Below are 25722 nucleotides of genomic sequence, written 5' to 3'. Positions count from 1 at the left end.
GTTTTCTTTAAGATTATTGTATTGGTTAATACACTTTATAGGTTTAAAAAATTCTCTAATATCTTTTCTCCTGCGATACTACTTTTTTCTGGATGGAACTGGGTTCCATAAAAGTTACCTTTATGTAACGCTGTACTATATTCTACTCCATAATGAGTTTGTGCTATTGTTTCTTTTACAATAGGTGCATAGTAGCTGTGTACTAAATAGACATATTCATTTTCTTTTATTTTCTGAAACAAAGGAGAATGAAGCATATTAATTTGATTCCATCCTATCTGTGGCACTTTTACTCCATGATTAAACCGTATGATATCTACATCAAAAATTCCTAATCCTTTAGTATTTCCTTCTTCAGTATGAGTACACATTAATTGCATCCCTAAACATATTCCTAAAACAGGCTGCTTTAATTGAGGAATAATATTATCTAATCCCGAAATCTTCAATTTTCCCATTGCGCTACTTGCTTCTCCTACTCCTGGAAATATAACCTTATCTGCTGATCTAATTTCTTCTAGATCATTACTTAATAGTGCATTATACCCTAATCGTTGAAGGGCAAATTTTATGGACTGGATGTTTCCTGCTCCATAGTTAATAATTACTATTTTCATTTTAGAAGTATTTATAACATTCCTTTTGTAGTAGGTAAAATCATTTTATCTGGATCACGTTTTACAGCTACTTTTATAGCTTTAGCAAAGGCTTTAAAAATGGCTTCTATCTTATGGTGTTCATTGATCCCTTCTGCTTTTATATTTAAATTTGCTCTTGCTCCATCTGTAAATGATTTAAAGAAGTGAAAAAACATCTCGGTAGGCATTTTACCAATCATTTCTCTTTTAAAATCTGCTTCCCATACTAACCAATTACGTCCTCCAAAATCGATAGCTACCTGTGCTAAACAATCATCCATTGGTAAACAAAACCCATATCGTTCTATCCCTAATTTATTTCCTAACGCGGTACTAAATACTTCTCCTAAGGCTATTGCTGTATCTTCGATAGTATGGTGCTCGTCGACTTCTAAATCTCCTTTTACGGTAATATTAAGATCCATTTGTCCATGACGAGCGATTTGGTCTAGCATGTGATCAAAAAAAGCTAACCCTGTATTGATATCACTTTTTCCTGTTCCATCTAGATTAAGTTTAATATCTATGGCTGTTTCATTAGTTTTTCTGGATATTTCTGCTACCCTATCTTTTAATTTTAAAAATTTATAGATTTGTTGCCAGTCATTGTTCTCTAAAGCAATGTGATCGTTTAATTCATCACGTTTTATGGTTATTTCATCCGTACCTAAATTGGTATGATCATTAATAAATATTCCTTTAGCTCCTAGATTCTTAGCCAATTCCATATCGGTTAATCGGTCTCCTATTACAAAAGAGTTTTCTAAATCATATGCTTCTGAAAAATAAGCTGTTAACAATCCTGTTCCTGGCTTACGTGTATTTGCATTTTCATGCGGAAAAGTTCTATCCAAAAATACTTTATCAAAAACTACTCCTTCATTTTCAAAAGATTTAATAATAAAATTATGTACTGGCCAAAACGTATCTTCTGGAAATACATCTGTCCCTAAACCATCTTGATTAGTGATCATTACCAATTCATAATCTAGTTCTTGGGCAATTTTTCCTAAATATGTAAGTGCTTTAGGATAAAAAAGCATTTTTTCGAATGCATCTATCTGCTCGTCTGCTGTTTCTTTGATGATCGTGCCATCACGATCTATAAATAATACTTTCTTTTTCATCTGTTTATGTGTGCTCCCTTTTAAATTTCTCAAAAAATACTTTTTTTATAATCGATTTAATGCTGTTATCAGCTTTTTATTTTCTTCTGTTGTACCTACTGTAAATCGTAATGTATTGTCACATAACGGTTGTTTACTACGATTACGAATCACAATACCTTCTTTTATTAATTGATCATACCTCTTATTAGCATCATCTACTTTTGCTAAAATAAAATTAGCTTCGCTAGTGTATATTTTTTCTACAAAATGTACTGTAGACAATGTATTTTCTAATTGGATTCTATTTTCTATAATAGCAGTAATTTCGGTTTGAATTTGACTCTGATTTGCGATTCTGTCTAATGCTCGTTTTTGCGTCAGTTCATTAACATTATACGGTGGTTTGATCTTATTTAAAATAGCAATTATCTCTTCAGAAGCATAACAAATTCCTAGTCGTACCCCCGCTAATCCATATGCTTTTGATAAGGTTTGCGTTACAATTAGGTTTGGATATACATTAAGAGTATCTACCCAGCTTTTTTGATCGGCAAAATCGATATAAGCTTCATCAATAATTACTACTCCTTCAAAACGATTTAAAATTTGTTTTACTCGATCTTGTGTTATCAAATTTCCTGAAGGGTTATTTGGTGAGCATATAAATAACAGTTTAGAATTAGTATCTACTCTATCAAATATGGCTGCTATATCTGGTTGAAAATTAGAGTCTAATAAAACTTTTCGTTCTTCTATATCATTAATATTTGCTAATACAGTATACATCCCATATGTGGGTGGTAACGTAATGATATTATCTACCCTTGGTTCACAAAATGCTCTGTATATTAAATCTAATACTTCATCACTACCGTTACCTAAAAGAATATTTTTATCAGAGATCTTTTTTTGATTAGCTAATACTTCTTTTAAGTTTCGTTGTTGTGGGTCAGGATATCTATTTACTCCGTTTTCATAAGGGTTTTCATTAGCATCCAGAAAAATCATATCTTGATTAATATCTACAAATTCATCTCTTGCAGAGCTGTATGGTTGTAATTTTACTACATTCTTACGGACTAGTTGGTTTATATTGAATTGTATTTTATTCATTTTTAGTTGGTTGTTAGCTCTTTTTCATTAACTAAAGGTGTCATTATAATTCCTGACAACTCATGATCGTTAATTAAATAATTATTTTAAACTTTCTAATCTTAGTGTTACTGCATTTTTATGGGCTTGTAGTCCTTCTGCTTCTGCCATCAATTCGATTGCTTTACCTATGTTTTGAATACCTTGTTCAGATATTTTCTGAAAAGTCATTGATTTCATAAAACTATCTAGATTCACCCCACTATACTGTTTTGCATATCCATTAGTGGGCAATGTATGATTAGTTCCTGAAGCATAATCCCCTGCACTTTCTGGTGTGTAATTGCCAATAAATATCGAACCAGCATTGGATATATTATCGATATAAAACTCTTCGTCTTTTACACATACAATAAAATGTTCTGGACCATATTCGTTGATCAACTCTAGTGCTTCTGGATCATTTTCGACATAAATCAATTTAGAATTAGCTATAGCTGCTTCTGCAATTTCTTTTCTAGGTAATACACTACATTGTTTTAGAAGTTCAATTTCTACTTCTTCTATTATTTTTTTAGAAGTAGAAACTAAAATAACTTGACTGTCTTTACCATGTTCTGCTTGGCTTAATAAATCTGATGCTACAAAAGATGCATTGGCAGTGTCATCTGCTACAACTAACAATTCACTAGGACCAGCAGGCATATCTATAGCTACTCCAAATTTTGTTGCTAATTGCTTTGCTACGGTTACAAATTGGTTTCCTGGTCCAAATATTTTATACACTTGTGGGATTGTTTCTGTTCCAAAAGTCATCCCTGCAATTGCCTGAATTCCTCCTACCTTACATATTTTAGTCACTCCACAAAGATCTGCTGTATATAAAATGGCTGGATGTATCTCTCCTTCTTTATTAGGAGGGGTACATAATACAATTTCTTTACATCCTGCCAGATTTGCAGGAACAGTTAGCATTAAAATTGTAGAAAACAGAGGAGCTGTTCCTCCTGGAATATATAACCCTACTTTTTGGATTGGTCTTTTCTCTTGCCAACACACTACACCATCACTGGTTTTGGTTGTTATTTTAGTTGTTTTTTGTGCAGCATGAAATATTTCTATATTAGATTTAGCTAACTGTATAGCTTCTTTTAAATCTTGATCTACTTGTTTTGTGGCTTCTTCGATCTCCTGAGGTGATACTAGAATCGTACTGAGATTGACTTGATCGAATTTTTGGGTATATCGACTAATAGCTATATCCTTTTCTGCTTGTACTTCATCAAAGACATCTAATACTATTGTTTCTATATCTGCTACTGTCTGTGTAGGTCTTTTTAACAACTCTGCCCAAGTACTTTTACTTGGATTATATATTTTATTCATTTTTTAGATTCTAGAGATTATAGGTTAATGTCTAGGTTTTTAATTCTTTTCCTTTTTTATAACACCATCTTTTCTATTGGACATACCAAAATCCCTTCTGCTCCTTCATTTTTAAGCTCATCTAATATATCCCAGAATTTATTCTTTTCTACAACAGTATGTATAGAACTCCACCCTTCTTCTGCTAATGGTAATACTGTAGGGCTTCGCATTCCTGGTAATATACTAACAATAGTATCGATCTTATCATTAGGAGCATTAAGTAATACATATTTAGAGTTTCTTGCTTTTAAAACTGCTTTGATTCTAAACTGTAATTTTTTAAGAAGCTTTTTGTTCTCCTCTGATATTTTAGGAGATACTGCAAGAACTGCTTCAGAAGTAAGCATTACTTCGACTTCTTTGAGATTGTTTTTAAATAAAGTACTACCACTAGAAACAATATCACAAATTGCATCTGCTAAACCTATATTTGGTGCAATCTCTACAGAACCTGATATTTGATGTAGTTCTGCTGAGATCTCTTGTTTTTGTAGATATTCATTAACTGTATTTGGATAGGATGTTGCTATTCTTTTCCCTTCAAGATCTTTAATTGAATTGTATTCAAATTCTTTTGGGACTGCTAGGCTTACTTTACATTTAGAAAAATTAAGGCGTTCTGCAATAGAAATATCTTTACCTTTTTCTATAAGTACGTTTTCTCCGATAATCGCAATATCAACAACTCCATCTCTAAGGTATTGAGGAATATCCCCATTACGCAAAAACATAACTTCCATAGGAAAATTACGAGTCTGGGCTTTTAATTGATCTTTACCATTATCGATTGAAATACCACAGTCTTTTAATATTTTGACTGAGTCTTCATTAAGGCGCCCACTTTTTTGAATTGCAATTTTGATTTTTGACATGTTGTTGTGTTTATGTCTGACCAATTCTCAAACGAGTTTTGCAAAAACAAAAAACCCGTTTGAATTACTCAAACGGGTTTTTATATTTATTGTGTTATACACATATCATACTTACCTCGCCTGAGCGTGAATGTAAGAATGATGATGATGTATAAATATTATTTTCATTTTTTATTTAAAACGTTAGGCTAATTTATAAAAAAATAATTTTCCAAATCGTGTTTCAACTTATTTTTTTGCAATTTATCTTTTTTCTATTATAAAATTATGGAATTTTTAATCTATAATAGGTTGATTATAAACATTTTTATAACTTTAAGAAACTAATATTAATCAACTATATATGAAAAACGTACTCTCATTCTTTATTTTTTTATTATTTTCTTGGTTGGCAATATGGTGGTATTACTCCTGTGAATGGTGCTTAAAAAATCCTCATAAAAGTACTACTGTAATTAAAGAAAGTCCAGACTCCAACGCTAAAGCGTTAGCTAAACAGGCGTATGAAGATAGTATTACTCTCGCAAATAATACTAAAATTGGTTTATTTGCAAAAAACCACCAAGGTCAAGATATATTTAGATATCCTGAAAATCTACAGATAAATAGTGCTAACGGAACTGTATATATTCCTAATTCTTTAAAAGGTTTCAGTAAGCAAACAGCCGATTATTTAGGTCAACATCAAGACCAGGAACTTATTATATCTGGCTATCAAAACACTTCTGAAAACCAAGATAGTAGTAGTTTAGGTATTTCTAGAGCAAACTTTATTAAAGATATTCTAATTAAAGCTGGTATTAACTCTGATCGAATTATTACTAAAGTTCAACTACATGACTATACCTATTCTGATAATGGTGTATATAATGGAGGTATCGAATTAAATTTTAATACATTAACTGAATCCAGAATAATTGAGGTAGAGAAAAGTATTGCTTCGAGAACATTATATTCTGGTTTTGCTCAGAAAACATTTGAGCCTGATGCTACTTTGTCTAATTATACTTTAGAGCTTAAAAGTTATCTTAAAAAATATCCCAACAAATCAGTTAAAATTACCGGGCATACAGATGATGTAGGTGATGAAGAAACAAATTTATGGTATGGACAACAAAGAGCAAATCATGTAAAAGAGTACTTAATTTCGCAAGGTGTTGCTATAACTAAAATCAAAGCATTATCCATGGGAGAGTCTAATCCTATTGTTCCTAATGATACTGAAGAAAATAAAGCAAAAAACAGACGAATAGAAATAACTGTAAACTAAATAACTATTAAAATATGTTAGATTTTTTAAACGAAGTAAACTGGTGGTGTCTATTATTATTATTATTCCTAGCTTTTATTCTAGGATGGTTATTATCAAGATGGAGCCTTAAAAATAAATATAAAAAAGCATTGGATGAGTGTGAGCAAAGAAATCTTATTCTTAAAAGAGAAAATCATGAAAAAGCAAATTCTACATTTTCTACCTCATTAACTCTAGAAGATAACAATGAAATCAGAGCAATTAAAACCAGTGATCGTGGGGGATTGCCTGTAGCTAATACTGAAAGTATTCCTAAATTAAATTTTGATAGTTTTGGAAAAGCAGATAGTTCTCAAAAAGATGATTTAAAGCTGATTAGTGGCGTAGGTCCGTTCATTGAAGAGAAACTTAATAGTATCGGGATCTATACTTTTGATCAGATTAGTAAATTTACCAAAGAAGATATCGATACTGTAACAGCATTAATTCAATTCTTCCCTGGTAGAATAGAAAGAGATGAATGGACAAATCAAGCTAAAAAACTAAAAAGTAAGTCCTAAATTAGCATCATATTTTCTAACGTATATAAAAAGCCTCTATTGATTTACAATAGAGGCTTTTTTATTATTTTGTCTGTCTCTTCTATTTTTCATCACTCCATGCAACAGAAGACATCTTCCACTCTTCATTTATTTTTATAAATTGTATGGTTTTCATCCCTCTAGACTCAAAATAAACATCATTAAGTTTACCTGATTTTTCATATAAACAAAATCGTTGAGCTATATTTCCAAATATCTCTGTATTCTGCGAAATTTCACTTTCTATAAAATCGGTCAGTGTCCCATCATTAAGTATTTTTTCTCTTGGAGCTATAAATTCTTTTAAATTATAAATTTCTGGAGCTCCATGTGTATTACTGATTATAACCCCATTAGTAATAAACAACTCTTCTATTTTTTTTACATTTGGAGTTTTTCCTTCTACATTTGTAAATACATCAAAAAAACTAGTTGTTAATTTATTAATTTCATGTATATCGTCATTTTTTTTTGAGTTTGAAAACAATAACACAGTATCTTTTTCTGATAATTCCAATGTTTTTACAAAATCGAGTCCAATTTTATTTAATAATTTAATAGAAGCTTTGTTTTTTGTATCTGTTATTGCTACAATTTTATCTAATTTTAAAATATTCTTTGCATAATTCATAGTAGCATTAGCTATTTCAAATCCATATCCTGCTCCTATATATTCTGGATGCATTGCAAACCCTATATCTATATCATCTAGTGTTTCTCTTTTTACTAGTCCACACATACCAATAGGAGTAGCAGTATCTTTTAGCTCAACCGCCCAAAAACCAAATCCGTTTTCCTGATAACTTTTGATAGCCCCGTTTTTCAGATATTCTTCTGCATCAGCAATTGTTTTAACATTTCTATCTCCTATGAATTCTAACCATTTTGGTGAGTTTACCAATTCTAAAATAAAACCAGAATCATTTAGATCAAATTCTCGAAGATACAGTCTCTCTGTTTCAAGTATTTTTTTTGCTTGCATAGTATTCATTATATAATGTTTTCTATTATTCGATTATATCGGTCTTTTATTTTACAACAGCCTTAGGATTATGCTTTACAGAAAAGTTACAAGAATTAGCTATAAAACACATTTCGTTTGCTGTTTCATGAATTTCATTAGCTTTAGTTATCATCTCAGAACTTTCTACCGTAACAATTGGGTTTAGAATTACTTCTTTAAATTTTCCACTTCCATTTTTAGACTCTTCCATAATTCCCATCGCATTGTCTACATAATCTGTTACAATTATTTTATGCATTGAGCATAAATGAAGATACCATAGCATATGACATGCAGAGAGTGATGACAAGAATAAATCTTCTGGATTGTATCTGGACTCGTCCCCCATAAAAGAAGAGTCTGCTGATGCTAGTATTTCTTGGTATTTTCCTTCTATAGCAATTGAATGATCTCTGGTATATGATTTGTAGTTTTTAGTTCCATCACCTTGATTACCCGTCCATTCTATCTTGGTCTTATAATAATGTTCTTTCACTCTTATTCTTCTTCATTTAGTTTATCAATTATTCTCTCTCCAAAAGAAGATTCATCAAGATTTTGTTCTAATACTCTTATATGTTTCATTAATATTATATCTTCATTAAGCACATCTAAAATCACTTTTCTTCCTGCTTCACATATTTGTTTTATTCGAGGTAGGATTTCAATAGCTTTTTCTGTTAAATGAAAAATTGTTTTTCGTTTGTCTATCTGATCTTTAGACATTTTTAGGTATTCTTTTTTTACCATTTTATTGGTCATCACCATAATCGTTTGATGTGCAAACCCCATACTATTAGCAACCTCCATAACAGAAACTCCCGGTTTCTTTTCTATTATCGATAAAACCAAGTACCAGTTAGGTTCAAAATCAATACCTAAGGTTTTATACATCATTCTAGAACTATGACTCATTCTATCACTAATTCTTTTTAAACGAGTACCTAATGCCATATAACCTAACTCCTCTACAATATCACCTTTCATAAAAATGATTGTTTTTATGCTAATATACTAAAAAACGCAGTTAACTGCGTTTTTTAGTATATTAAATTTATATTTTTATAAAACAGTACATCAAACCTTATTATATATAAATCTTAAAATAATACTTTAAATGTTGCATTAGGTGTTATACCAAGTGATTGTTTAACAACTTCGATTGGTTTATTTTCTTTAGTAAGTTTATAGTTTGTATTTATAATATTATGTGTATCAGAAAAATTCCAGATAGCAATCCCTGCCTGTATTTTTATATCTTTATTTAATGTATATTCATAGGATGATGAAAAATCTAGTCTTAAATATTGTTTTAACCGGCTGCTATTAACAGGTTCATAATTAATACCTTGATTAAGTATTGGATTTTTATCATATGGTCTAGTGGTTGGGATACCTGAATGCCAATTTAAACCAACTGCTATTTTAAAATCATTAATAGTATATGACATCCCGAGCGTTAAAGAATGTCTTATATCTATATTATTCGGAAATTCTCTTTCCTTAAAAGTAGGAAACAGATATCTATTATCTACACAAGAGTAACTTATCCAAGTACTCGCATTATCATATCTTTTATTTATTAAAAAATCTATCCCTTTAATTGAATACTCTCCTATTGCATTTTTAAATTCATATTGATTATGAAATCCTTGGCTTCTAGCTGTTATCCCTTTTACTATTTTACAGTATCCTTCTGCACTTATTAACCACCTATTTTTATCATAATGTACTCCCAGAGAGACTTGCTTACTTCTAATTATTGGAATATCCTTATCATTAGCTAAAACCCATCTTCTTTTCTCTATTCCTAAAAATTCATTTTGAAAATTAATAAATTGAGAAATATTTTGATGCTTAAACTCTCCTAATATTTCAATATTAAAATACTTAAAAAGCTTTTGATTATAGCTTAATCTTGGTTCTAGAATATGGGTTTTGATTTTATTATTGTAGCTATATTTCAATCCAAAATTTATAGAATTATGGCTCTTTCGATTTTTATAGCTCATTTGAGAAAACAAACTGTATGTTTGCAGTATTTCATTTTTATTTTTTCGATAAACAGGCGCATCTATAACATCTAGGTTAGCAACTCCTGTTTCAATAAATTCACACCCATTAAGCCAATTTATGTTTTCTCTAATAGTAAAGTATGTATTAATTTTTGCTCCTGTTTCAGATACTTTATTACGTTGAAAAAAACGTTGTTTTCCTTGAAAATTAGCATTTACAGATTTTATAGTATAATCTGTTTCATATATTTGGAAAGAGGTAACAAAACGATTATTCCAATATTTTTGATACCAAAATCCTTCTGCAATACTACTTTGCCTTAAACTACTTTCTCTAGAGGTGACGATACTATTAATCTTAGCATGTTCATTAAAAACTAATTTATCATTTATCATCAAAAAATTAACTCTAAATCTCTCTTTATCAGATATTTTTGTATTCCATCGTAAATTGACATCATAAAAATTAAACTCTTTATGCGTTTCTATTGTATCTTGTATTTCTACATCTTGTGAAATTCTGTCAAAATATTTTGAATATGTCGGTTTTATAAAATCATTGATAGATCTTCTTCCTGAAAGTTGTAATGACGATTTTTTGCTAATAGGAATATCAATGAAAGCATTTGAATCAATAAGATTAGCACTAACACTTCCTCTAAAATCAGAATTAATTTCTGAATCAGTATTCATTAGTATGGTTCCGGATACTCCATCACTATACTCTGTACTGGTACCATTCTTAATTAAAGTTGCATCTTTGGTTATACTAGGATTAAAAACTGATATTAACCCCAAGAAATGTCCGGATTGATACATTTTAATCCCATCCCAAAGAATCAAGTTTTGATCATGTGTCCCTCCTCTTATATTTATATTGGATACTGTTTCTCTTACGCTTTGTATACCTGGCAAAGCCTGTATTGTCTGTAAAACATCAGTTTCTATCAATCCAGGTAACATCCTAAAATTAGAGTAATCAATTTTGAAATTTCCATTATCGGTTTTATGTATTCCTTTATCAAGATAATTATTAAGAATAACTTCTGTTAAAACTTCTGTTTTACGATCTAAATAAATAGACTTACAATTCTTTTTTTTAAAGGAACTAGAAGGTTGATATGTTACTTTAAAACCTAAATGACTAATTAGTATCATCTCTTTACTAGTAGTTACTTCTAGTTCAAAATAACCTTTTTCATCACTAATTGCAGTAGATTTATTACCACTGATAACTGCTTCTTTAAGTGGAGTCATTGTACCTCTACTATAAATAATACCACAAATCAAAAAAGATTCACTAAATCTATTTATTGAAACAAAGTTAGAATTGATAACAGTGAACATTAGTTTTGTCTCTTGTCTCAAAAAATCAAGAGTTTGCATAAAAGTATATTCTTGAGGAATATTTTTGATAAATACATCTTTTATTGTATCGTCTGCATATGTAAATTCATATTGAAATCTTTCTTCAAGTAAAATAATAATTTCTGATAAAGGTAATTGTTGCAGTTCTGCATTAATTTGAGAAAATATTGATGTATTGAAAAAAAAGAATAATAGGACTCCTACTATATATCCGTTGAATTTTTCATTCAATTTTTCGTAATATAATATGATTAGAGTCATCAACAATTGTGTATGTTAAATCTAAAGGTAAAGTTATCGACTTTAACCCATATTGTAAATTAGTATGTATAAAGCCTCCTGTAAAAAGTCGTCTCGAATCGATATTATCGATATTAAATGTCACATTATACTGTCTTTCGAACTCTTTAATTACTTCATCGTACGGAACGCTTTTAAACCTACTAATATTGTTTGTCCAAGATGGATTACCTTCTTTGGTGGTTTCAAAAGATGTGGCTCCATCTATAATTTTGAAGATCGATCCAGCTGATAAATCCTTGATAAATTTATTATTATATTCTACTCGAACTAATCCTTCATAACATTGAACTTCGAAATAATTATCTCGATTTTTAACATTAAATTGAGTTCCTAAAACAGTTATCTTACCTATATCAGTTAATACATTAAACTGAGATCCTTTTTTTACTTTAAAAAAAGCTTCTCCATCAAGATTAACTTCTCTATTACTATTCCAATCTTCTTTATTAAAACTAATCTCAGTTTTAGAATTTATTGTAGCAATAGAAGCATCAGGAAGCGTTATCGTTCGTTTTTCGCTTACAGCTGTCTGCACAGTAGTAGCAATAGTATTGTTTATAAAGAATATAGAAAGAACCCCCAGAACCAAGGCTAATAAAACTGCTATTTTTAGTATTGATTTATAACTACTTGTAGATTTTTTTATGACTAATCTTTTAGCAATTATATTTTCTGTTTCTAAATAATTAATATCAGGAGCTTTAAAGTATTGAGCGTTTTCTAGAATCTTGATATGCATTTTATAATCATCTAATTTCTTAAAAGCTTCCATTTCTGCATCTGTTAATTCATCTGCTAGCCATTTTCTAATTAGATATTCTTTATTCATTTCTTGAGCTTCTTTAATTATATATATAACAATTAACTTTTAAAAACTCCTTTTTATATTCTTATCTAAATCCTTCCAATATACTTTTAAGTTTATTATAAGCTGTATAAATCCTGTTTTCTACAGCTTTTTGGGTTACTCCCAATATCTCTGCTATCTCTGCATGTTTTTTTTTCTCAACCTTATTTAATAAAAAAGCAACACGTTGATCTTCTGTTAGCATACTTAATGCTTGCTGATATCTCTGTAAAAACTGTTTATGCTCTAATAAAAATTCTGGCGATTCATGAGTATATTCTTTTGGTTTTAATTCTCTATATTTTAAAATAACTTTTCTATGCTTGATTGCATTAAGCATCATATTTTTTGCTATTTTAAACAAGAAACTTTTTGCTTTATCAGGAGATACATTTTTACAATTGGATAATAATTTAATAAATGCTTCTTGCATTTTATCCATTGGATCTAGAGAATGACCATACTTGTAGTATAAAAAATTATATAAATCTTTAGAATACTTTTTATAGATTTTTGAAAATACTTTTTCATCACAAACATTTTCATGCAATTCTATCGACATGGTTTAAAAATATTTAAGCAATAAATATAAAAAAAAACGAAAACAATAAAGGGATTTTTATGCGTTAGTTGTTTTAGTATGTAATAGGTTATCGTAAAATGAAAGTTTATGAAAATACAAATCAAATCCATATTTATTTTTTCACTATTTGTACTATTCATATTTATTTCTTGTAGAAAAGAATATGATGATGAAGTTGTAGTGTTTCAGGATGAAATCCTTAAAGCTAATTCTACTGTTGCTAATCTTATTTTAAAAACAGTAATGAATGATGGGTATAGTGATAATATATTAGATGATTCTGGTTGTTATACTATTAAACTACCTGTAACAATAACTATTAATGATTCTAAAATTATCATAAAATCTGAAGAAGATTTTATCGCAATTGAAGAAATTTCTGATCAAGCAGATAATGATACAGATGTTATAAATTTTACTTTTCCTATAACACTTATATATGATGATTTTTCTGAAATGATTGTTACTGATAAAAATGCATTAGAGAGATTGGTAAATAGGTGTAATGATCAAGTACAAAATATTGGATGTGTTAATTTTAAATATCCATTTTATGTATCAGTATTTAATATTGATAAAGAACTTATTAAAACCATTATGTTTAATACAGACAAAGAGGTCTACAATTTTATAAACACTATAGATACAAAAACTCTTAGTAGCCTTCGTTTCCCTATCTCATTAGTACTTCTTAATGATAATACTGAGATAATTATTAAAGATTTAAAAACTCTTGAAAGCACCATAAATAATAAGAAAAACAATTGCTACAATACTAACCTTACTGTAAAAAAATTTTCTAAAGAGATCACCCGTGAGTTATTAAAAGTAGAAAAATATATAAATAACGGAGATGATAAAACCAAGAATTACAACGAGTTTATTTTTAATTTTTCTTCAAATAATCGCGTAACAATCGTTTCTAATGATGATGATGATGATGATGATTCTATAGTTGGAAAATGGGATATATCAACAAGAGCTAATGGCAAATTAATGATTACTTTCAATTTTGGAGATAAAAATCCTTTAAACATTCTGAATAATAAATGGTATTTTTGGAAAATAAAAGATAAGAGTATTATGCTTAATGATGATATAGGAAATCAGGTCGTTAAAAAAGAATTGTTTTTCACCGCCACATCTGGATCTACAGATGATTAAAAAAACACTTCTAAAAAAGGCGTCTTTTGCAATAATTCTACTAAAAAATGTTTCTAGAATTTTAGTGTAGCTGCAAATTGTACTCTACTCGCATTAGCATTATTTCCATTTTTATTTTCTCTTTTTCCATATAAATATTCTACCCCAAAAGACATTTTTTTTGATGGTTCATAAAATAAATTAAGAGAACTATAATCTCCTGACGCAAAGTCCATAGAGGTCAAAAAATCATTAGTTTCTAGCTGAATACTGCCTATTACTAAAGAAGAATTAAATACTTCATTCCAAAAATGTTGATATGCAAGGAAGCCCCCAACAACACTTAGAGTTTCTAATTTATTAGTCGTTTTATTAAAGACTCCATCATACCCTAGATTTCTAACTCCTTCGATATATCTCGCAATTCCTTTTCCTCCTACCGCCTGAAATTTTAGGTTGTTCGTATTAAATAGGTTTATTTTACCAGTTACCATAGTACCCCAACCTACTTCATTTTTTATATTGTCTTTTACCAAAACATAACTTAATTGCCTTACTAAACCTGATAGTTTGATAAAGTTATTAGTACTCCAGCGAATTTTGTACGCAGAAAGAATATCTGGCATACTTTGATTTTTTATAGATACATCTCCAGTAACTGTAATTTGTTCTACTGGATTTTCTACTGCTACATATAAAGAACTCGATTTTATGGGAAATTTATATCGTATTAATGGCACTCTATTTAAAGTAGAACTATTTGCTCCTTCAAAATCAACAATGTGTGGCTTTGCTTCTATGTCATAAAAAGTAGACCATGTCTGTCCAAAGGTAAAATATTTCCACTCAAAATATGCATGACGTATTCTTGCTAGTCCAGCTATCTTATTTGCAGAATCATGAAAATCTATTTCTACAATTGCTTTTACAGTACCAATAGTAGTATTTTTATTAAATTCTAAACCAAGCCTTGTTTGCTTAACATTCATAAAAAACTCAGAGTGGCGAGTATTTTCTTTTGGAACTAATATAGCAGAAGGTTTAAAAAGATCACTGCGTTTCATATCCTGAAAATCATAAGTAGCATTAAGCCTTATAAAACCGTATATTTTAAAACCTTCTTGAGTTTCTGTTGTTTGAGATCTTACTGCTGACAAGCTTATTAAAGTGATGATTATAAAATCTAGCACACTAGTATGGTTCATTTTAATTAGTATTATGGTAACTTATAACGAGCTTTATTTATAAGTTTAGGTAATTCTATTGTTGATTTAATTTTCTTAATTATGGATGTATTGATTAATACAAGAAAATCATATATTTATATATAAGTTTTAGTCTTATAAGTATAAAACTACTATTAGATTCTGTAGAAAATCTGTTTTTTTATTTAGTAAGAAAAATATTTTATAGCTATTATATTTTCAATAATCATATACTATCTATTTTTAAAACTTTAATTCAATCACATGCCATACATCTTCATTATTATAAGTAATAGAAAAGTTATAATAAGATGTAATACTATAAACTATGGATAAACCTAAGCCTGTAGAGTTAGGAAGGTTTCCTTGTTTTTTGAATCGTTTAAATAATTCTTCAGGGAAAATTTTTAACGGTTTACCTGTATTTTTAATACTAAAATGAGTGTTACTAAGTGTTAGAATTAATTTTCCTCCATTAATATTGTGCTTTATTGCATTATTCAATAAGTTATTAAATAATAAATAAGCCAAAGTTTCATCTAACTTTATAATAGGATTTTCATTAAGGTTAAGAATTACGCTTATATTTTTCATTAATATTAATTCCTCCACATCTTCTACTCTTTTTTTTAAATATTCTCCTATAGGAATAGGAATAGCCTCTATAAATTGATTATTATCAATCTTTGATAATAATGAGAGGTTCTGATTAAGTTTAGAAAGTCTTCTTACAAAATCATGAACTTGATTTAAAATATTTAGATGATATTCTGATAATTGGTCATCTTGCATTAAAATTTCGATCTTATTTTTAATGATTGCCAAAGGTGTTTGAATTTCATGAGAAGTATTTTCTGTAGATTTTTTTAAATTTTTATAATCTTTAACTACTTGATTTATCATCACTTCTATAGTTGAATTTAATTCTCTAAATTCTCTAACTTTTGTTTTACTAAAAGTAAGTGGTTTTGGATCTACTACATTAAAAAAATTTATTCTTGTGAGAGTATTATAAAAAGGTTTCCATACCTTTTTTGATATAATATTATTAAGCAAAAGCATCGTTACAAAAAATAGTAGTGTTATTATAGCAACAATTTTTGTTACTACTTGTATCATATCTTCTGAAGAAAGTAATGGTTTTGAGATTGTTATTTTATAAAAATCTCCTTTGACTTGTTCTGAAAATGTAATTTTCCTGAAATTTGATTCTTTATTTTCATAAAAATCAAATAATAATGTGTCCTTAATATTAGTATGTATCTTAGGGTCTTGATCTACTTTTTGTAAAGTAATACGATCTCCTATATTTAGATAGAGTGTATTTAGTAATTCATCAAATTCATGTAATTCATATATTAATTGATTTTTCTCGGCATATAGTTTTTTATTAAACTCTCTATTAATTATAGATCCTATTAAAAAATAAGAAGATACTCCTCCAATAATAGACACGATAAGAAGAGCTATAAAATAATACCGATTAGATAAAATCAATAATTTCATTGATCAGAAAATTTATACCCTATTCCATATACAGTATGGATATAATTTATACAACTATATTGTTTAATTTTTTTACGTAAATTTTTTAAATGTGAGTATACAAAATCAAAAGAATCTGCCATATCCATTTCATCTCCCCATAGATGCTCTGCTATTGAACCTTTAGGAATAACACGATTAGGATTCGATATAAAATAAAGAATTAAATCGTACTCTTTTTTGGTTAATTTTAATGTTTTATCATTCACTTTTACCAATTTTTTATAATGGTAAATTTCTATTTCATTAAAAGTAGTCGTGTTTTGTGCATCAAAATTTTTTCTTCTTATAATTGCTTTAATTCGCGCATTTAACTCAGCTAAATCAAATGGTTTAGTCAGGTAATCATCAGCTCCTAAGTTTAAACCAATAATCTTGTCATCCATTGCATTTCTTGCAGAAACAATAATAATCCCTGATTTAGATTTCATATCTTTAATCTGCTCAATTACATCCAGTCCACTCCCATCAGGTAAATTAATATCAACCACCATACAATCATATTCATAATCCCAGCTTTTTTCTTTTGCATAAGCAAGATTATTTGCCCACTCACATTGATATCCTTCTTTTTTAAGATACTGAACTATAGATTCAGCCAACATAGGCTCATCTTCAACAATTAGAATTTTCATAATGTATAAAACTTTTATTTTAACTAAAAAAATGACATTTTATATTCCTGATTTTATAGATATAGTATATGGAAATGCCTAAATAATAACTATCGAGGCATATACCATAGACATGTAATTTGATTTTCAATAAAAATAACTTACATGGTTTGGTCTATATCTTATAAATTAACAATAGAAGTAAAATTCTTTCTTATAGTACTCAATAGCTATTTGTTTAAATAAAATCAACAATCGTAGAGAAAAGAAAGCTAAAGAGATATATTCTAAAATAACATTTTGATTTCGAGATAAATCCATAATAATCAGATCTATCAATGAGAGGTTTAAAGATTTTTTTTATAATTAAACGATAGTAAGGAAGGTTTTTTAATTCATTTATAGTAAATAAATATAATTTAGTTGAGATGGTTTCTATCTGTGAAAATATAGAGGTCTTGTCTAATCTGAATTGAATTTTATTTTTTTTAGTTAAAAAAAATCTATCTATTAATAGTCTTGAAAATTCTAAATAATTGAAAATAAAATACTTGTAAGTAGGTATAAGAGTATTAGTCATTCTAAACTGTTTTTATGATTTGTGTCTTTATACAGAGATAACAAGTTCATCTCAAAAACTCCTTTCCCTAATTCATGATTTTTTAAAAAAAATTAAATTCTTTTTAAAAAATCAAAAAGAAGAATCATCAAAATTAATTATAAGGGTAAGTAATATAATTGTATCTAGAAGCTAGTTGATTTTTTCCTTTTTAATACAAAAACTTTTATAATTATTTGCTTTGTTTTAAAATATTATAGATGCTTATTTAATCTTCTTTTAAATTATTCTTGAAAAAAAATATATTTTTTTTAGTGTTTAAAAACCACCTACTTAACAAAAAGAATAACAATTACACAAAACACTAGTTATCAAACAATTAATAAACATTACGTTTTATAACTCTAACGATTACACACATAACTTTATTTCCAAAAAAATTAATTCAAATAATGATATATTCTTGAAAATAAAGAATGTTTTTATAAAACTCTACAGATTTTCTACAGAATCTCACAATATGTTTACCTCATAATTGATGACATAAGAAATGTTAACTAGTCATACAAATATCATTTAAGTAGCTAAACTATACTAATTATTTTAGAATTCTATGAAACAAAATTATAAGAAAATTTAAGCATACCTCTTTCTTAATCTTAGTTCTATCATTTTTCATATTCAAGAAAAGTGTGCTTACAAAAACAGTATTGATTTTTAATCCCAAAAAATGATTTGTGCTATTTTATATATAGCCTTAAAACTTCATTTGTTTAGAACAAAATTTACAATACTACAAAAGATTCCTAAGAACTAGGTTATTATTTGATTTGTCTTTTTTCAGATTCACCCTATCAAATACTACTAAATCTTTTTACACACCCCATTTAATAACTAAAAAGGACATTATTTTCATAATAACAGCATAACACACAAATATTAAATCTTAAAACTAAAACACAAATTAAAACTAAAATGAAAACAACAAACTTAAGTTTTGTAGAAAACCTGAAATACGACATCCCCGCTAGTGTTGTTGTTTTTTTGGTAGCTATGCCTCTTTGTTTAGGAATAGCTTTAGCATCAGGAGCCCCTCTTTTTTCGGGGATTATTGGCGGTATTATTGGCGGCATTGTAGTTGGTTCACTAAGTGGATCATCTCTAGGAGTAAGTGGACCCGCAGCAGGATTAACAGTTATAGTACTAAACGCTATTGCAACCTTAGGAGGTTTTGAATATTTTCTTGTAGCTCTTGTTATCGCTGGTATATTACAGACCTTAATGGGATATCTAAAGGCTGGTGGAATTGCCTATTTTTTCCCTTCTTCTGTTATACATGGAATGTTAGCTGGTATAGGTTTAATTATAGTAATGAAACAAATTCCAAATATTTTTGGATATATACAACCCAAAGAAGGTTTTTCTCCGCAATCATTTTTAGAAATATTCGAAGTACTAAATTATATCAGTCTCGGAGTGATTACCATTACTACGATATCTCTATTTATTTTAATATTTTGGGAAACAAAATTTATTAAAAACTCTAAAGTATCTATGATTCCAGGTCCTTTGGTTGCTGTAATTGTAGGTATTTTATTAAACAAACTATTTTCTGGAATTCCTTATTTTTCTATTGCCTCAGAACATGTCGTTTCTTTACCAATAACCGATAGTTTTGATTCATTTTTAGGCAATTTTTCGGTTCCAAATTTTTCTGCTCTACTTAATCCACAAGTCTATGTAACAGCCATTATTCTGGCAGTAGTAGGAAGTTTAGAAACACTACTTAGTGTAGAAGCAATAGATAAACAAGATAGTTTAAAGAGAATTACTCCAACAAATCAAGAACTTAAAGCACAAGGTATCGGTAATATCATATCGGGATTAATAGGAGGGCTACCAGTTACACAAGTAATTGTAAGAAGTTCTGTTAATCAGCAATCTGGTGGTAAAACAAAAATATCAGCAGTATCTCATGGAGTATTATTATTAATAAGTGTCGTACTTATTCCTAAACTCTTAAACCTTATTCCTCTTGCTACATTAGGCGCAATACTACTTACAGTAGGTTATAAATTAGCAAAACCTACACTATTCAAAAAAATGTTTGAACGAGGTCCCGAACTATTCATTCCCTTTGTTGTTACCGTTGTTGGAATAGTTACTACTGATCTACTCATGGGAATTGCTATGGGAATGATAGTTTCTGTCTTTACCATATTGCGAAACAATTATAAAATCCCTTTCAAACAAGAGAAAAAAAATACCGCTGAAGCAAAAAATAAGATAAAGATAAAACTGTCAGAAGATGTCACTTTTCTTAATAAGGCTTCTATCCAAAAATCATTAATGGAAATTCCTGAACATGCCTCTGTAGAAATCTGTGCTTTAGATTCACATTTTGTTCATCCTGATATTGTTGAGATAATACAAAACTTTGAAACAAATGCAAAAGAAAAAAATATAAACGTCTCTATAATTGATTTGCATCTGCACTGCCCGATAGAAAAAAGTAAACGAAAAAAGAAGAAAAAAACAGAAGAATTAGTTGCCGTATAAAAAAATATATAATACTGACACACAAATTAAAAAATTATGATAACACAAACTAAAAATACACAAGATAAGCTTACTCCAGAAGATGCACATCAAATTCTAGTAGAAGGTAATGAAAGATTTCTAAAAAATATGAAAACACAGAGAGATCTTCAAGAACAAGTAAAGCAAACCAGTAAAGGACAATATCCTTTTGCCGTTATACTTAGCTGTATAGACTCTAGAGTACCCGTAGAGTTAATTTTTGATCTTGGAATAGGAGATATCTTTAGCACAAGAGTTGCTGGTAATATCATTAATACAGATATATTAGGATCTATGGAGTATTCGTGCAAAGTTGCAGGATCTAGAATAATAGTCGTCATGGGGCATACTAAATGTGGTGCTGTAAAAGCAGCTTGTGAAAATGTTGAATTAGGTAACATTACTTCTCTATTATCTAAAATAAAACCTGCCATGGATATCATAAAATCTGAAGGGATTGATATTAATGATAGTGCTACAAAAGAAATTGTAGCGATCAAAAATGTACATGTCTCAATTGAACGTATACGACAGGAAAGTATCATACTCTCTCACATGGAAAAAGTAGGTGAAATTAAAATCATAGGTTCAATTTATGATGTCTCAACAGGTAAAGTTGATTTTTTTGAATCGCCTATACTCTCAAAAATAAACAACAATCTACTTAATGAGGAGTTCCCCAGTATAGTTTGATTTTTTTGGTATAAACATCAAACTGGTAATTAAGACTTCATAAAACTCTTGATTTATTATTCCCCAATAGTATACAATAATCAAGTATATATTCTATACCCATCACCTTTATTTATACCATCACAAATAAAAGTATTAGGTAGAGCAAGATGATTTTTTGGTTCATTTAATTTTTTAATTAATAGTCCATATTATCAGTTCGTTGTTTATGCTAAAAACAAAAACAACTCTTTTTAAAATCTCTAAAATCAATTTTAAAATTTACGTCAAATGAAATTCATATATACAATAGTAATGCTCTTAGGAAGTTGCAATATACTATTTGCCCAAGAAGAAACTCATCCTGAAGTTTTGGCTGAAGCTGATGATATTACTTCTGTAGAAGAAACTCATAGAAGAGAGTTTCATGAAGAAGGGTGGACTACAGAAGGAAGTATTAGCTCCTTATTTGGTCATTCTGCTTTCAATAAACATTGGTTAGGCGGAGGTACTTCCGACGTATCAATGGAATTTAATATAGTTTCTGGTTTAAATTATGAAAAAGGAAAGTTTATTTCTGAAAATGAAGTAACTGCTGAATATGGTATTGCCAGAGATACTGAATATAAAAATACTCATAAAACAAACGATCGTTTTGAAATAAATTCTATATCAGGTATAAAAATTAGAAAAAGTCGAATGTATTTTTCATTTTTATTAAACTTTAAAACTCAATTTGATAGAGGATATAAGTATGAAAAAGATGAATTTAACAAGAATACAAGAAAAGAGATTTCTCGTATTTTATCTCCTGGAGATATTAAATTTGGGCCTGGTATATTTTGGAAAAACAATAAAATGTTATCTATTAATATTACTCCTATGGCAGGAAGGTTTACGTTAGTAAATAAAATCTTTACAAAAGTAGATCCTCTGGATAAAGAAGCACTAGAAGCTTATGAACATCATAAGTATTACGGTGTTGAAGCTAATAAGACTTCTCTTTTTGAGTTTGGAACAGCAGTCCGTGCTTTCTATAAATTTGAGATTCTAAAAGACATATTCATGACTAATACAGTAGAGTTATATTCTAATTATCTCGAAGCTCCACAAAATGTAGATTTAAATTATAATGCTAATCTTTCAATGCTTATTGGCAAATATTTTACTGCCAGAATCTTATTTGAAGCTATCTATGATGATGATGCTATTGATAATATTCAAGTAAGGGAGGGGTTTGGTCTTGGTGCGAACTATATGTTTTAAAATAATAAATCCCCCTTTGTTCTTAATGTAAATAAGTCTCATATTATTAGGATATATGAGACTTATTTTTCTTTATAAGAATCTAAAAATTAAATTAATAATTCCTTATTTTTTATTGATTTCCTAAGATCAAAGGCATACCATCTTTTCCAGAACCTACTATTACAACTTTAGCATTCGAAGATTTTGCTAATTGTAAAGTAGCCTCTATACCTTTTTCTTTAAGAATTTTATCTGTTAATGAAGCACTTAAAATTTGATTCGCAACGGCCTTACCTTCGGCATCAATTTTTTGTCTTTCTGCTTCTTTTTTAGCTTTTGCTAATCTAAATTCATACTCTAAAGCTTCTTGCTCTTGCTTCAGTTTACGCTCTATCGCTTCTTTAATTGTTGGAGGCAATGTTACATCACGTACCAAAACTTCGTTTAATTGAATAAACTGATCACCAACTATCTTTTTTGTTTCTTCAAAAATCTCTTTTTGAATTGCATCACGCTTACTAGAGTATAGTTGTTCTGGCGTATATCTTCCTACCACACTACGAGCAGCAGATCGTATTGTTGGTAACAAAACTCGGTCTACATAATTTTCTCCTTTTTGCTGATGTAGTAAGCCTAATTTATCATAGTCTGGTTGAAACCAAGCAGATGCATCTAATTTAATCTCTAATCCATTAGATGATAATACCTGCATTTTTTCAAAAACTTCTTGTTGTCTTACTTCATAAACGATTACTTTATTCCAAGGAGCAACCAAATGAAAACCTTCTCCTAATGGTGGGCTATCAGTAACTACTCCGCCTCCAAATGTTTTATATAGTACGCCTGCTTCTCCAGATCCAATAGTTTCTGTTGATTTCGAAATAAAAACAATAAGTAATACAATAATAATAAGAATAGGGAGTCCTATTTTTGGTAGTTTTTCCATGATAATTTTGAGTTTTTAATTTTAAATAAGTCCATTATATTTTCGTGCGAACCATTCTATAGTCAGCAACAAGATAACTATTGCTAAAAGATATTTCCAATCTATTAAAGATACCACATTTTCTTTGTTTTTCTGAATAGCTTGATATCTTTGATCTGCTAATAATTCTCTTACTAGGCTATCTTTCTGGTTTAAATAATAAGGCTTTCCATTAGTATTAGTAGCTACTTGCTTCAGTTTTGTTACATCTGCGTTTAAAAATTGTTGTTCTACATCGTATTCTAAGATTGCAAAACTCCCAGATCGTGCAATATTCTCACCTAATACTGTTACTGTATATTCATAATCTCCAGATTCTAGATTACTTAAATCTACCTCATAAGAATTATTCTTCAATACCATAGGTATAGTGTGAGTAGCTTCTGTTTTTTTATTTTTTAGAGATATTCTTAAATTCCCTCTTCGATCAAACTCATAATTTTTGGTAAAGTACTCTGCTTTGATTATAATACTTGCATTACCATAATAAAAAGATTCAGAAATTGTGTTTAATCTACTTTTTCTTTTATTTGATGCTAAATATTGAATCATTTTCCCAAAAAATTCATCAAAATCTTCAAATTTTTGGGTCTCCAAGTAGTTTTGAGCTCTCCATCTCCATATTCCTTCCCCAAATAGTACAGCTTCTCTAACCCCATTTTGTTCTATTACTGCCGATAGTATCTCTTTGGTATCAATATTATTTACCATTCGATATAATAAAGGATCATGATTAGTATTTATTTTAATCTCACCAAAAACTCCTATCAAAGGGGGATAATTCTTAAAGCCTATATCTTCTTGAAGAAATGCTCCGTAATTACTATTAAATCTTGAGAGATAATATTCGGTCTGACCTGTTATTTCTTGAGTATATTTATCTTGTATCTTATTAAGAAACCTCCAATCTGTTTTAGCCCCTGTAATCGTAAAATAATTTTTTTTTAGCGTATTCAATTTTTCATATACTTCCTTATATCGTGTATTAGGCTGATATAGTATAACAAGTTGATATTCCTCTAAATTGTATTTCTCTTTAGGTTTACTAATTGTTATACTCCGTCTTTTATTACTCTCTACACTTTTTTTTATAGCTCCTAAATCTGGATGTATAATATCACTGACTAATAGTATATTTGTCTTCTGGTCGATAACCTCTACTGCAAAAGTTTTAGCATTATTAATTTTATTTTTTTCTTTATTCAAAGGAACTAATAGTGCTACATATTGATTTACTCCTACACTATTTGCTGGCAATGTAAAATTAATAACTTTAGAATTAGTGACGCTAGAGAAAGATAATGGCTTAGAAAAAATAGTAGTGTTTCCTGATTTGACTATAAAAGTGGTATTAACTTCTTTTTCTCCTGAGTATGTAAGGATAACTTCTACTGGAAATTTATTTTTTAGATATGCATAACGATTAATATTCAGTTGCTGAATTTTGGTATCTACTACTGCAATAGTATCTCCGGAGATAATAGGATATATTGCTTGTTTATATTTTTTACTGCTAAATTGGTAATCTCTACCATAAGTTTGGTTGCCATCAGTAATTAGTATCGTGGGCGCGATTGTATTTTTATAAATCTGATTTAATTCATCTAAAGTCTTTGATATATTAGTTTGTTTTTTATCAAAAGAAAAATTTAGCGAATCCTTTAGTTGATCAGAAAACGAATAATAGTGTATATTAAATCTTTCATTTAATTCTCTATTTTGAGAAATCTGATTCGCAAACTGAGTTATGTCTTGATCTTTATTAAGGTATTTTATTGAGGAAGAATTGTCTACAGCTACAACCAAAACCGGTTTTTCTATATAATATGCGTTCTTTTTAAAACTAGGGTTGATCAATAATACTAATAGTGAAAAAACGCTTAAGAAACGTAAAAAAGCAAAAAACAAGATTTTCTTGTTCTTGTTTTTTGCTTTATATAAATACTGATATAGTGCTACAATCAGTGCGATTATAAAAGCTACTATGATCAATAAAATTGTTTGTGTTTGCATTCTTTAAAGTTAGAAGTCTGATATTGGAAATATGAAGTAAAAATAGACATGCTATGTACAACAGAAA

Annotated in this window: 22 protein-coding genes; 6 read left to right on the top strand and 16 right to left on the bottom strand. The window is 28.7% G+C overall.

Annotated features, from left to right (window positions below; translation table 11 throughout):
- Window positions 1-35: 35 nt before the first annotated feature.
- The 5 genes from hisH to hisG all read right to left on the bottom strand — a co-directional run bounded on the left by hisH (window position 36) and on the right by hisG (window position 5139).
- The gene (gene hisH, locus N456_RS05765; RefSeq protein WP_062054850.1) at window positions 36-617 is read right to left on the bottom strand and encodes an imidazole glycerol phosphate synthase subunit HisH; all 582 of its coding nucleotides are present in this window, start codon (window positions 615-617) and stop codon (window positions 36-38) included.
- Window positions 618-628: 11 nt separating this feature from the next.
- Window positions 629-1765: a bifunctional histidinol-phosphatase/imidazoleglycerol-phosphate dehydratase HisB gene (gene hisB, locus N456_RS05760; protein ID WP_062054848.1), complete on the bottom strand. Its 1137-nt coding sequence runs from the start codon at window positions 1763-1765 to the stop codon at window positions 629-631.
- Window positions 1766-1810: 45 nt separating this feature from the next.
- Complete coding sequence (gene hisC / locus N456_RS05755; RefSeq protein WP_062054846.1) at window positions 1811-2860, bottom strand: histidinol-phosphate transaminase; 1050 nt, start codon at window positions 2858-2860, stop codon at window positions 1811-1813.
- An 81-nt stretch (window positions 2861-2941) separates the two neighbouring features.
- Window positions 2942-4225 (bottom strand): histidinol dehydrogenase, encoded by a 1284-nt coding sequence (hisD, locus tag N456_RS05750; RefSeq protein ID WP_062054844.1) that lies wholly within the window; start codon window positions 4223-4225, stop codon window positions 2942-2944.
- 56 nt (window positions 4226-4281) lie between these two features.
- Entirely contained in the window at window positions 4282-5139 is an 858-nt protein-coding gene (hisG, locus tag N456_RS05745) for an ATP phosphoribosyltransferase (RefSeq protein ID WP_062054841.1), read from the bottom strand.
- A 343-nt stretch (window positions 5140-5482) separates the two neighbouring features.
- Between hisG and N456_RS05740 the strand changes: the two genes are divergently transcribed.
- Complete coding sequence (locus N456_RS05740; RefSeq protein ID WP_062054839.1) at window positions 5483-6409, top strand: OmpA family protein; 927 nt, start codon at window positions 5483-5485, stop codon at window positions 6407-6409.
- Window positions 6410-6423: 14 nt separating this feature from the next.
- Window positions 6424-6951 carry a hypothetical protein gene (locus N456_RS05735; protein WP_062054837.1) on the top strand — a complete coding sequence of 176 codons (528 nt, stop codon included), beginning with the start codon at window positions 6424-6426 and terminating at the stop codon, window positions 6949-6951.
- 82 nt (window positions 6952-7033) lie between these two features.
- On the opposite strand, the gene N456_RS05730 is transcribed toward N456_RS05735, so the two are convergent.
- From N456_RS05730 to N456_RS05705, 6 genes are all read right to left on the bottom strand, one after another.
- On the bottom strand, window positions 7034-7963 hold the full coding sequence (locus N456_RS05730) for a GNAT family N-acetyltransferase (RefSeq protein WP_240315485.1): 930 nt from the start codon (window positions 7961-7963) through the stop codon (window positions 7034-7036).
- Between the two features lie 37 nt (window positions 7964-8000).
- On the bottom strand, window positions 8001-8471 hold the full coding sequence (locus tag N456_RS05725) for an OsmC family protein (protein ID WP_062054835.1): 471 nt from the start codon (window positions 8469-8471) through the stop codon (window positions 8001-8003).
- A gap of 2 nt (window positions 8472-8473) precedes the next feature.
- Window positions 8474-8962 carry a MarR family winged helix-turn-helix transcriptional regulator gene (locus tag N456_RS05720; protein WP_062054833.1) on the bottom strand — a complete coding sequence of 163 codons (489 nt, stop codon included), beginning with the start codon at window positions 8960-8962 and terminating at the stop codon, window positions 8474-8476.
- A 113-nt stretch (window positions 8963-9075) separates the two neighbouring features.
- The gene (locus tag N456_RS05715) at window positions 9076-11619 is read right to left on the bottom strand and encodes a TonB-dependent receptor plug domain-containing protein (protein ID WP_062054831.1); all 2544 of its coding nucleotides are present in this window, start codon (window positions 11617-11619) and stop codon (window positions 9076-9078) included.
- Window positions 11582-12490 (bottom strand): FecR family protein, encoded by a 909-nt coding sequence (locus N456_RS05710; RefSeq protein WP_062054829.1) that lies wholly within the window; start codon window positions 12488-12490, stop codon window positions 11582-11584. Before N456_RS05710 ends, N456_RS05715 begins: the two co-directional genes overlap by 38 nt.
- 61 nt (window positions 12491-12551) lie before the next feature.
- A complete protein-coding gene (locus N456_RS05705; protein WP_062054827.1) occupies window positions 12552-13070 on the bottom strand; it encodes an RNA polymerase sigma factor in 519 nt (172 codons plus the stop codon).
- A 108-nt stretch (window positions 13071-13178) separates the two neighbouring features.
- Between N456_RS05705 and N456_RS05700 the strand changes: the two genes are divergently transcribed.
- Window positions 13179-14255: a hypothetical protein gene (locus N456_RS05700; RefSeq protein ID WP_062054825.1), complete on the top strand. Its 1077-nt coding sequence runs from the start codon at window positions 13179-13181 to the stop codon at window positions 14253-14255.
- A gap of 53 nt (window positions 14256-14308) precedes the next feature.
- Here the strand turns inward: N456_RS05700 and N456_RS05695 are convergent, their stop codons facing one another.
- From N456_RS05695 to N456_RS05685, 3 genes are all read right to left on the bottom strand, one after another.
- Window positions 14309-15439, bottom strand: a complete 1131-nt coding sequence (locus N456_RS05695; protein ID WP_148639207.1) for a DcaP family trimeric outer membrane transporter — start codon at window positions 15437-15439, stop codon at window positions 14309-14311.
- A 243-nt stretch (window positions 15440-15682) separates the two neighbouring features.
- Complete coding sequence (locus N456_RS05690) at window positions 15683-16945, bottom strand: sensor histidine kinase (RefSeq protein ID WP_062054821.1); 1263 nt, start codon at window positions 16943-16945, stop codon at window positions 15683-15685.
- On the bottom strand, window positions 16942-17619 hold the full coding sequence (locus N456_RS05685; protein WP_062054819.1) for a response regulator transcription factor: 678 nt from the start codon (window positions 17617-17619) through the stop codon (window positions 16942-16944). Before N456_RS05685 ends, N456_RS05690 begins: the two co-directional genes overlap by 4 nt.
- Before the next feature lie 1513 nt (window positions 17620-19132).
- Between N456_RS05685 and N456_RS05675 the strand changes: the two genes are divergently transcribed.
- The 3 genes from N456_RS05675 to N456_RS05665 all read left to right on the top strand — a co-directional run bounded on the left by N456_RS05675 (window position 19133) and on the right by N456_RS05665 (window position 22675).
- The gene (locus N456_RS05675) at window positions 19133-20716 is read left to right on the top strand and encodes a SulP family inorganic anion transporter (protein WP_062054815.1); all 1584 of its coding nucleotides are present in this window, start codon (window positions 19133-19135) and stop codon (window positions 20714-20716) included.
- Window positions 20717-20752: 36 nt separating this feature from the next.
- Complete coding sequence (locus N456_RS05670; RefSeq protein WP_062054813.1) at window positions 20753-21430, top strand: carbonic anhydrase family protein; 678 nt, start codon at window positions 20753-20755, stop codon at window positions 21428-21430.
- Between the two features lie 270 nt (window positions 21431-21700).
- Window positions 21701-22675 (top strand): DUF3078 domain-containing protein, encoded by a 975-nt coding sequence (locus N456_RS05665; protein WP_062054811.1) that lies wholly within the window; start codon window positions 21701-21703, stop codon window positions 22673-22675.
- A 112-nt stretch (window positions 22676-22787) separates the two neighbouring features.
- On the opposite strand, the gene N456_RS05660 is transcribed toward N456_RS05665, so the two are convergent.
- Window positions 22788-23603: a prohibitin family protein gene (locus N456_RS05660; RefSeq protein WP_062054809.1), complete on the bottom strand. Its 816-nt coding sequence runs from the start codon at window positions 23601-23603 to the stop codon at window positions 22788-22790.
- Between the two features lie 21 nt (window positions 23604-23624).
- A complete protein-coding gene (locus tag N456_RS05655; RefSeq protein ID WP_062054807.1) occupies window positions 23625-25655 on the bottom strand; it encodes a hypothetical protein in 2031 nt (676 codons plus the stop codon).
- Window positions 25656-25722: the final 67 nt, after the last annotated feature.

It is taken from the genome of Aquimarina longa SW024 (assembly GCF_001401755.1).
Classification (GTDB): domain Bacteria; phylum Bacteroidota; class Bacteroidia; order Flavobacteriales; family Flavobacteriaceae; genus Aquimarina; species Aquimarina longa.
The sequence above is the reverse complement of the archived record's forward strand: the minus strand, read 5'-3'. Positions and strand labels throughout refer to the sequence as shown.

What these genes read in the sequence shown, in the direction of transcription:
- N456_RS05710 (WP_062054829.1), bottom strand. Translation starts at nt 12,490, where the DNA reads ATGAATAAAGAATATCTAATTAGAAAATGGCTAGCAGATGAATTAACA.
- N456_RS05665 (WP_062054811.1), top strand. Translation starts at nt 21,701, where the DNA reads ATGAAATTCATATATACAATAGTAATGCTCTTAGGAAGTTGCAATATA.
- N456_RS05660 (WP_062054809.1), bottom strand. Translation starts at nt 23,603, where the DNA reads ATGGAAAAACTACCAAAAATAGGACTCCCTATTCTTATTATTATTGTA.
- N456_RS05720 (WP_062054833.1), bottom strand. Translation starts at nt 8,962, where the DNA reads ATGAAAGGTGATATTGTAGAGGAGTTAGGTTATATGGCATTAGGTACT.
- N456_RS05730 (WP_240315485.1), bottom strand. Translation starts at nt 7,963, where the DNA reads ATGAATACTATGCAAGCAAAAAAAATACTTGAAACAGAGAGACTGTAT.
- hisC (WP_062054846.1), bottom strand. Translation starts at nt 2,860, where the DNA reads ATGAATAAAATACAATTCAATATAAACCAACTAGTCCGTAAGAATGTA.
- N456_RS05655 (WP_062054807.1), bottom strand. Translation starts at nt 25,655, where the DNA reads ATGCAAACACAAACAATTTTATTGATCATAGTAGCTTTTATAATCGCA.
- N456_RS05705 (WP_062054827.1), bottom strand. Translation starts at nt 13,070, where the DNA reads ATGTCGATAGAATTGCATGAAAATGTTTGTGATGAAAAAGTATTTTCA.
- N456_RS05675 (WP_062054815.1), top strand. Translation starts at nt 19,133, where the DNA reads ATGAAAACAACAAACTTAAGTTTTGTAGAAAACCTGAAATACGACATC.
- hisH (WP_062054850.1), bottom strand. Translation starts at nt 617, where the DNA reads ATGAAAATAGTAATTATTAACTATGGAGCAGGAAACATCCAGTCCATA.
- N456_RS05740 (WP_062054839.1), top strand. Translation starts at nt 5,483, where the DNA reads ATGAAAAACGTACTCTCATTCTTTATTTTTTTATTATTTTCTTGGTTG.
- N456_RS05685 (WP_062054819.1), bottom strand. Translation starts at nt 17,619, where the DNA reads ATGAAAATTCTAATTGTTGAAGATGAGCCTATGTTGGCTGAATCTATA.
- N456_RS05690 (WP_062054821.1), bottom strand. Translation starts at nt 16,945, where the DNA reads ATGAAATTATTGATTTTATCTAATCGGTATTATTTTATAGCTCTTCTT.
- hisB (WP_062054848.1), bottom strand. Translation starts at nt 1,765, where the DNA reads ATGAAAAAGAAAGTATTATTTATAGATCGTGATGGCACGATCATCAAA.
- N456_RS05695 (WP_148639207.1), bottom strand. Translation starts at nt 15,439, where the DNA reads ATGAACCATACTAGTGTGCTAGATTTTATAATCATCACTTTAATAAGC.
- N456_RS05715 (WP_062054831.1), bottom strand. Translation starts at nt 11,619, where the DNA reads ATGACTCTAATCATATTATATTACGAAAAATTGAATGAAAAATTCAAC.
- hisG (WP_062054841.1), bottom strand. Translation starts at nt 5,139, where the DNA reads ATGTCAAAAATCAAAATTGCAATTCAAAAAAGTGGGCGCCTTAATGAA.
- N456_RS05735 (WP_062054837.1), top strand. Translation starts at nt 6,424, where the DNA reads ATGTTAGATTTTTTAAACGAAGTAAACTGGTGGTGTCTATTATTATTA.
- N456_RS05670 (WP_062054813.1), top strand. Translation starts at nt 20,753, where the DNA reads ATGATAACACAAACTAAAAATACACAAGATAAGCTTACTCCAGAAGAT.
- N456_RS05700 (WP_062054825.1), top strand. Translation starts at nt 13,179, where the DNA reads ATGAAAATACAAATCAAATCCATATTTATTTTTTCACTATTTGTACTA.
- hisD (WP_062054844.1), bottom strand. Translation starts at nt 4,225, where the DNA reads ATGAATAAAATATATAATCCAAGTAAAAGTACTTGGGCAGAGTTGTTA.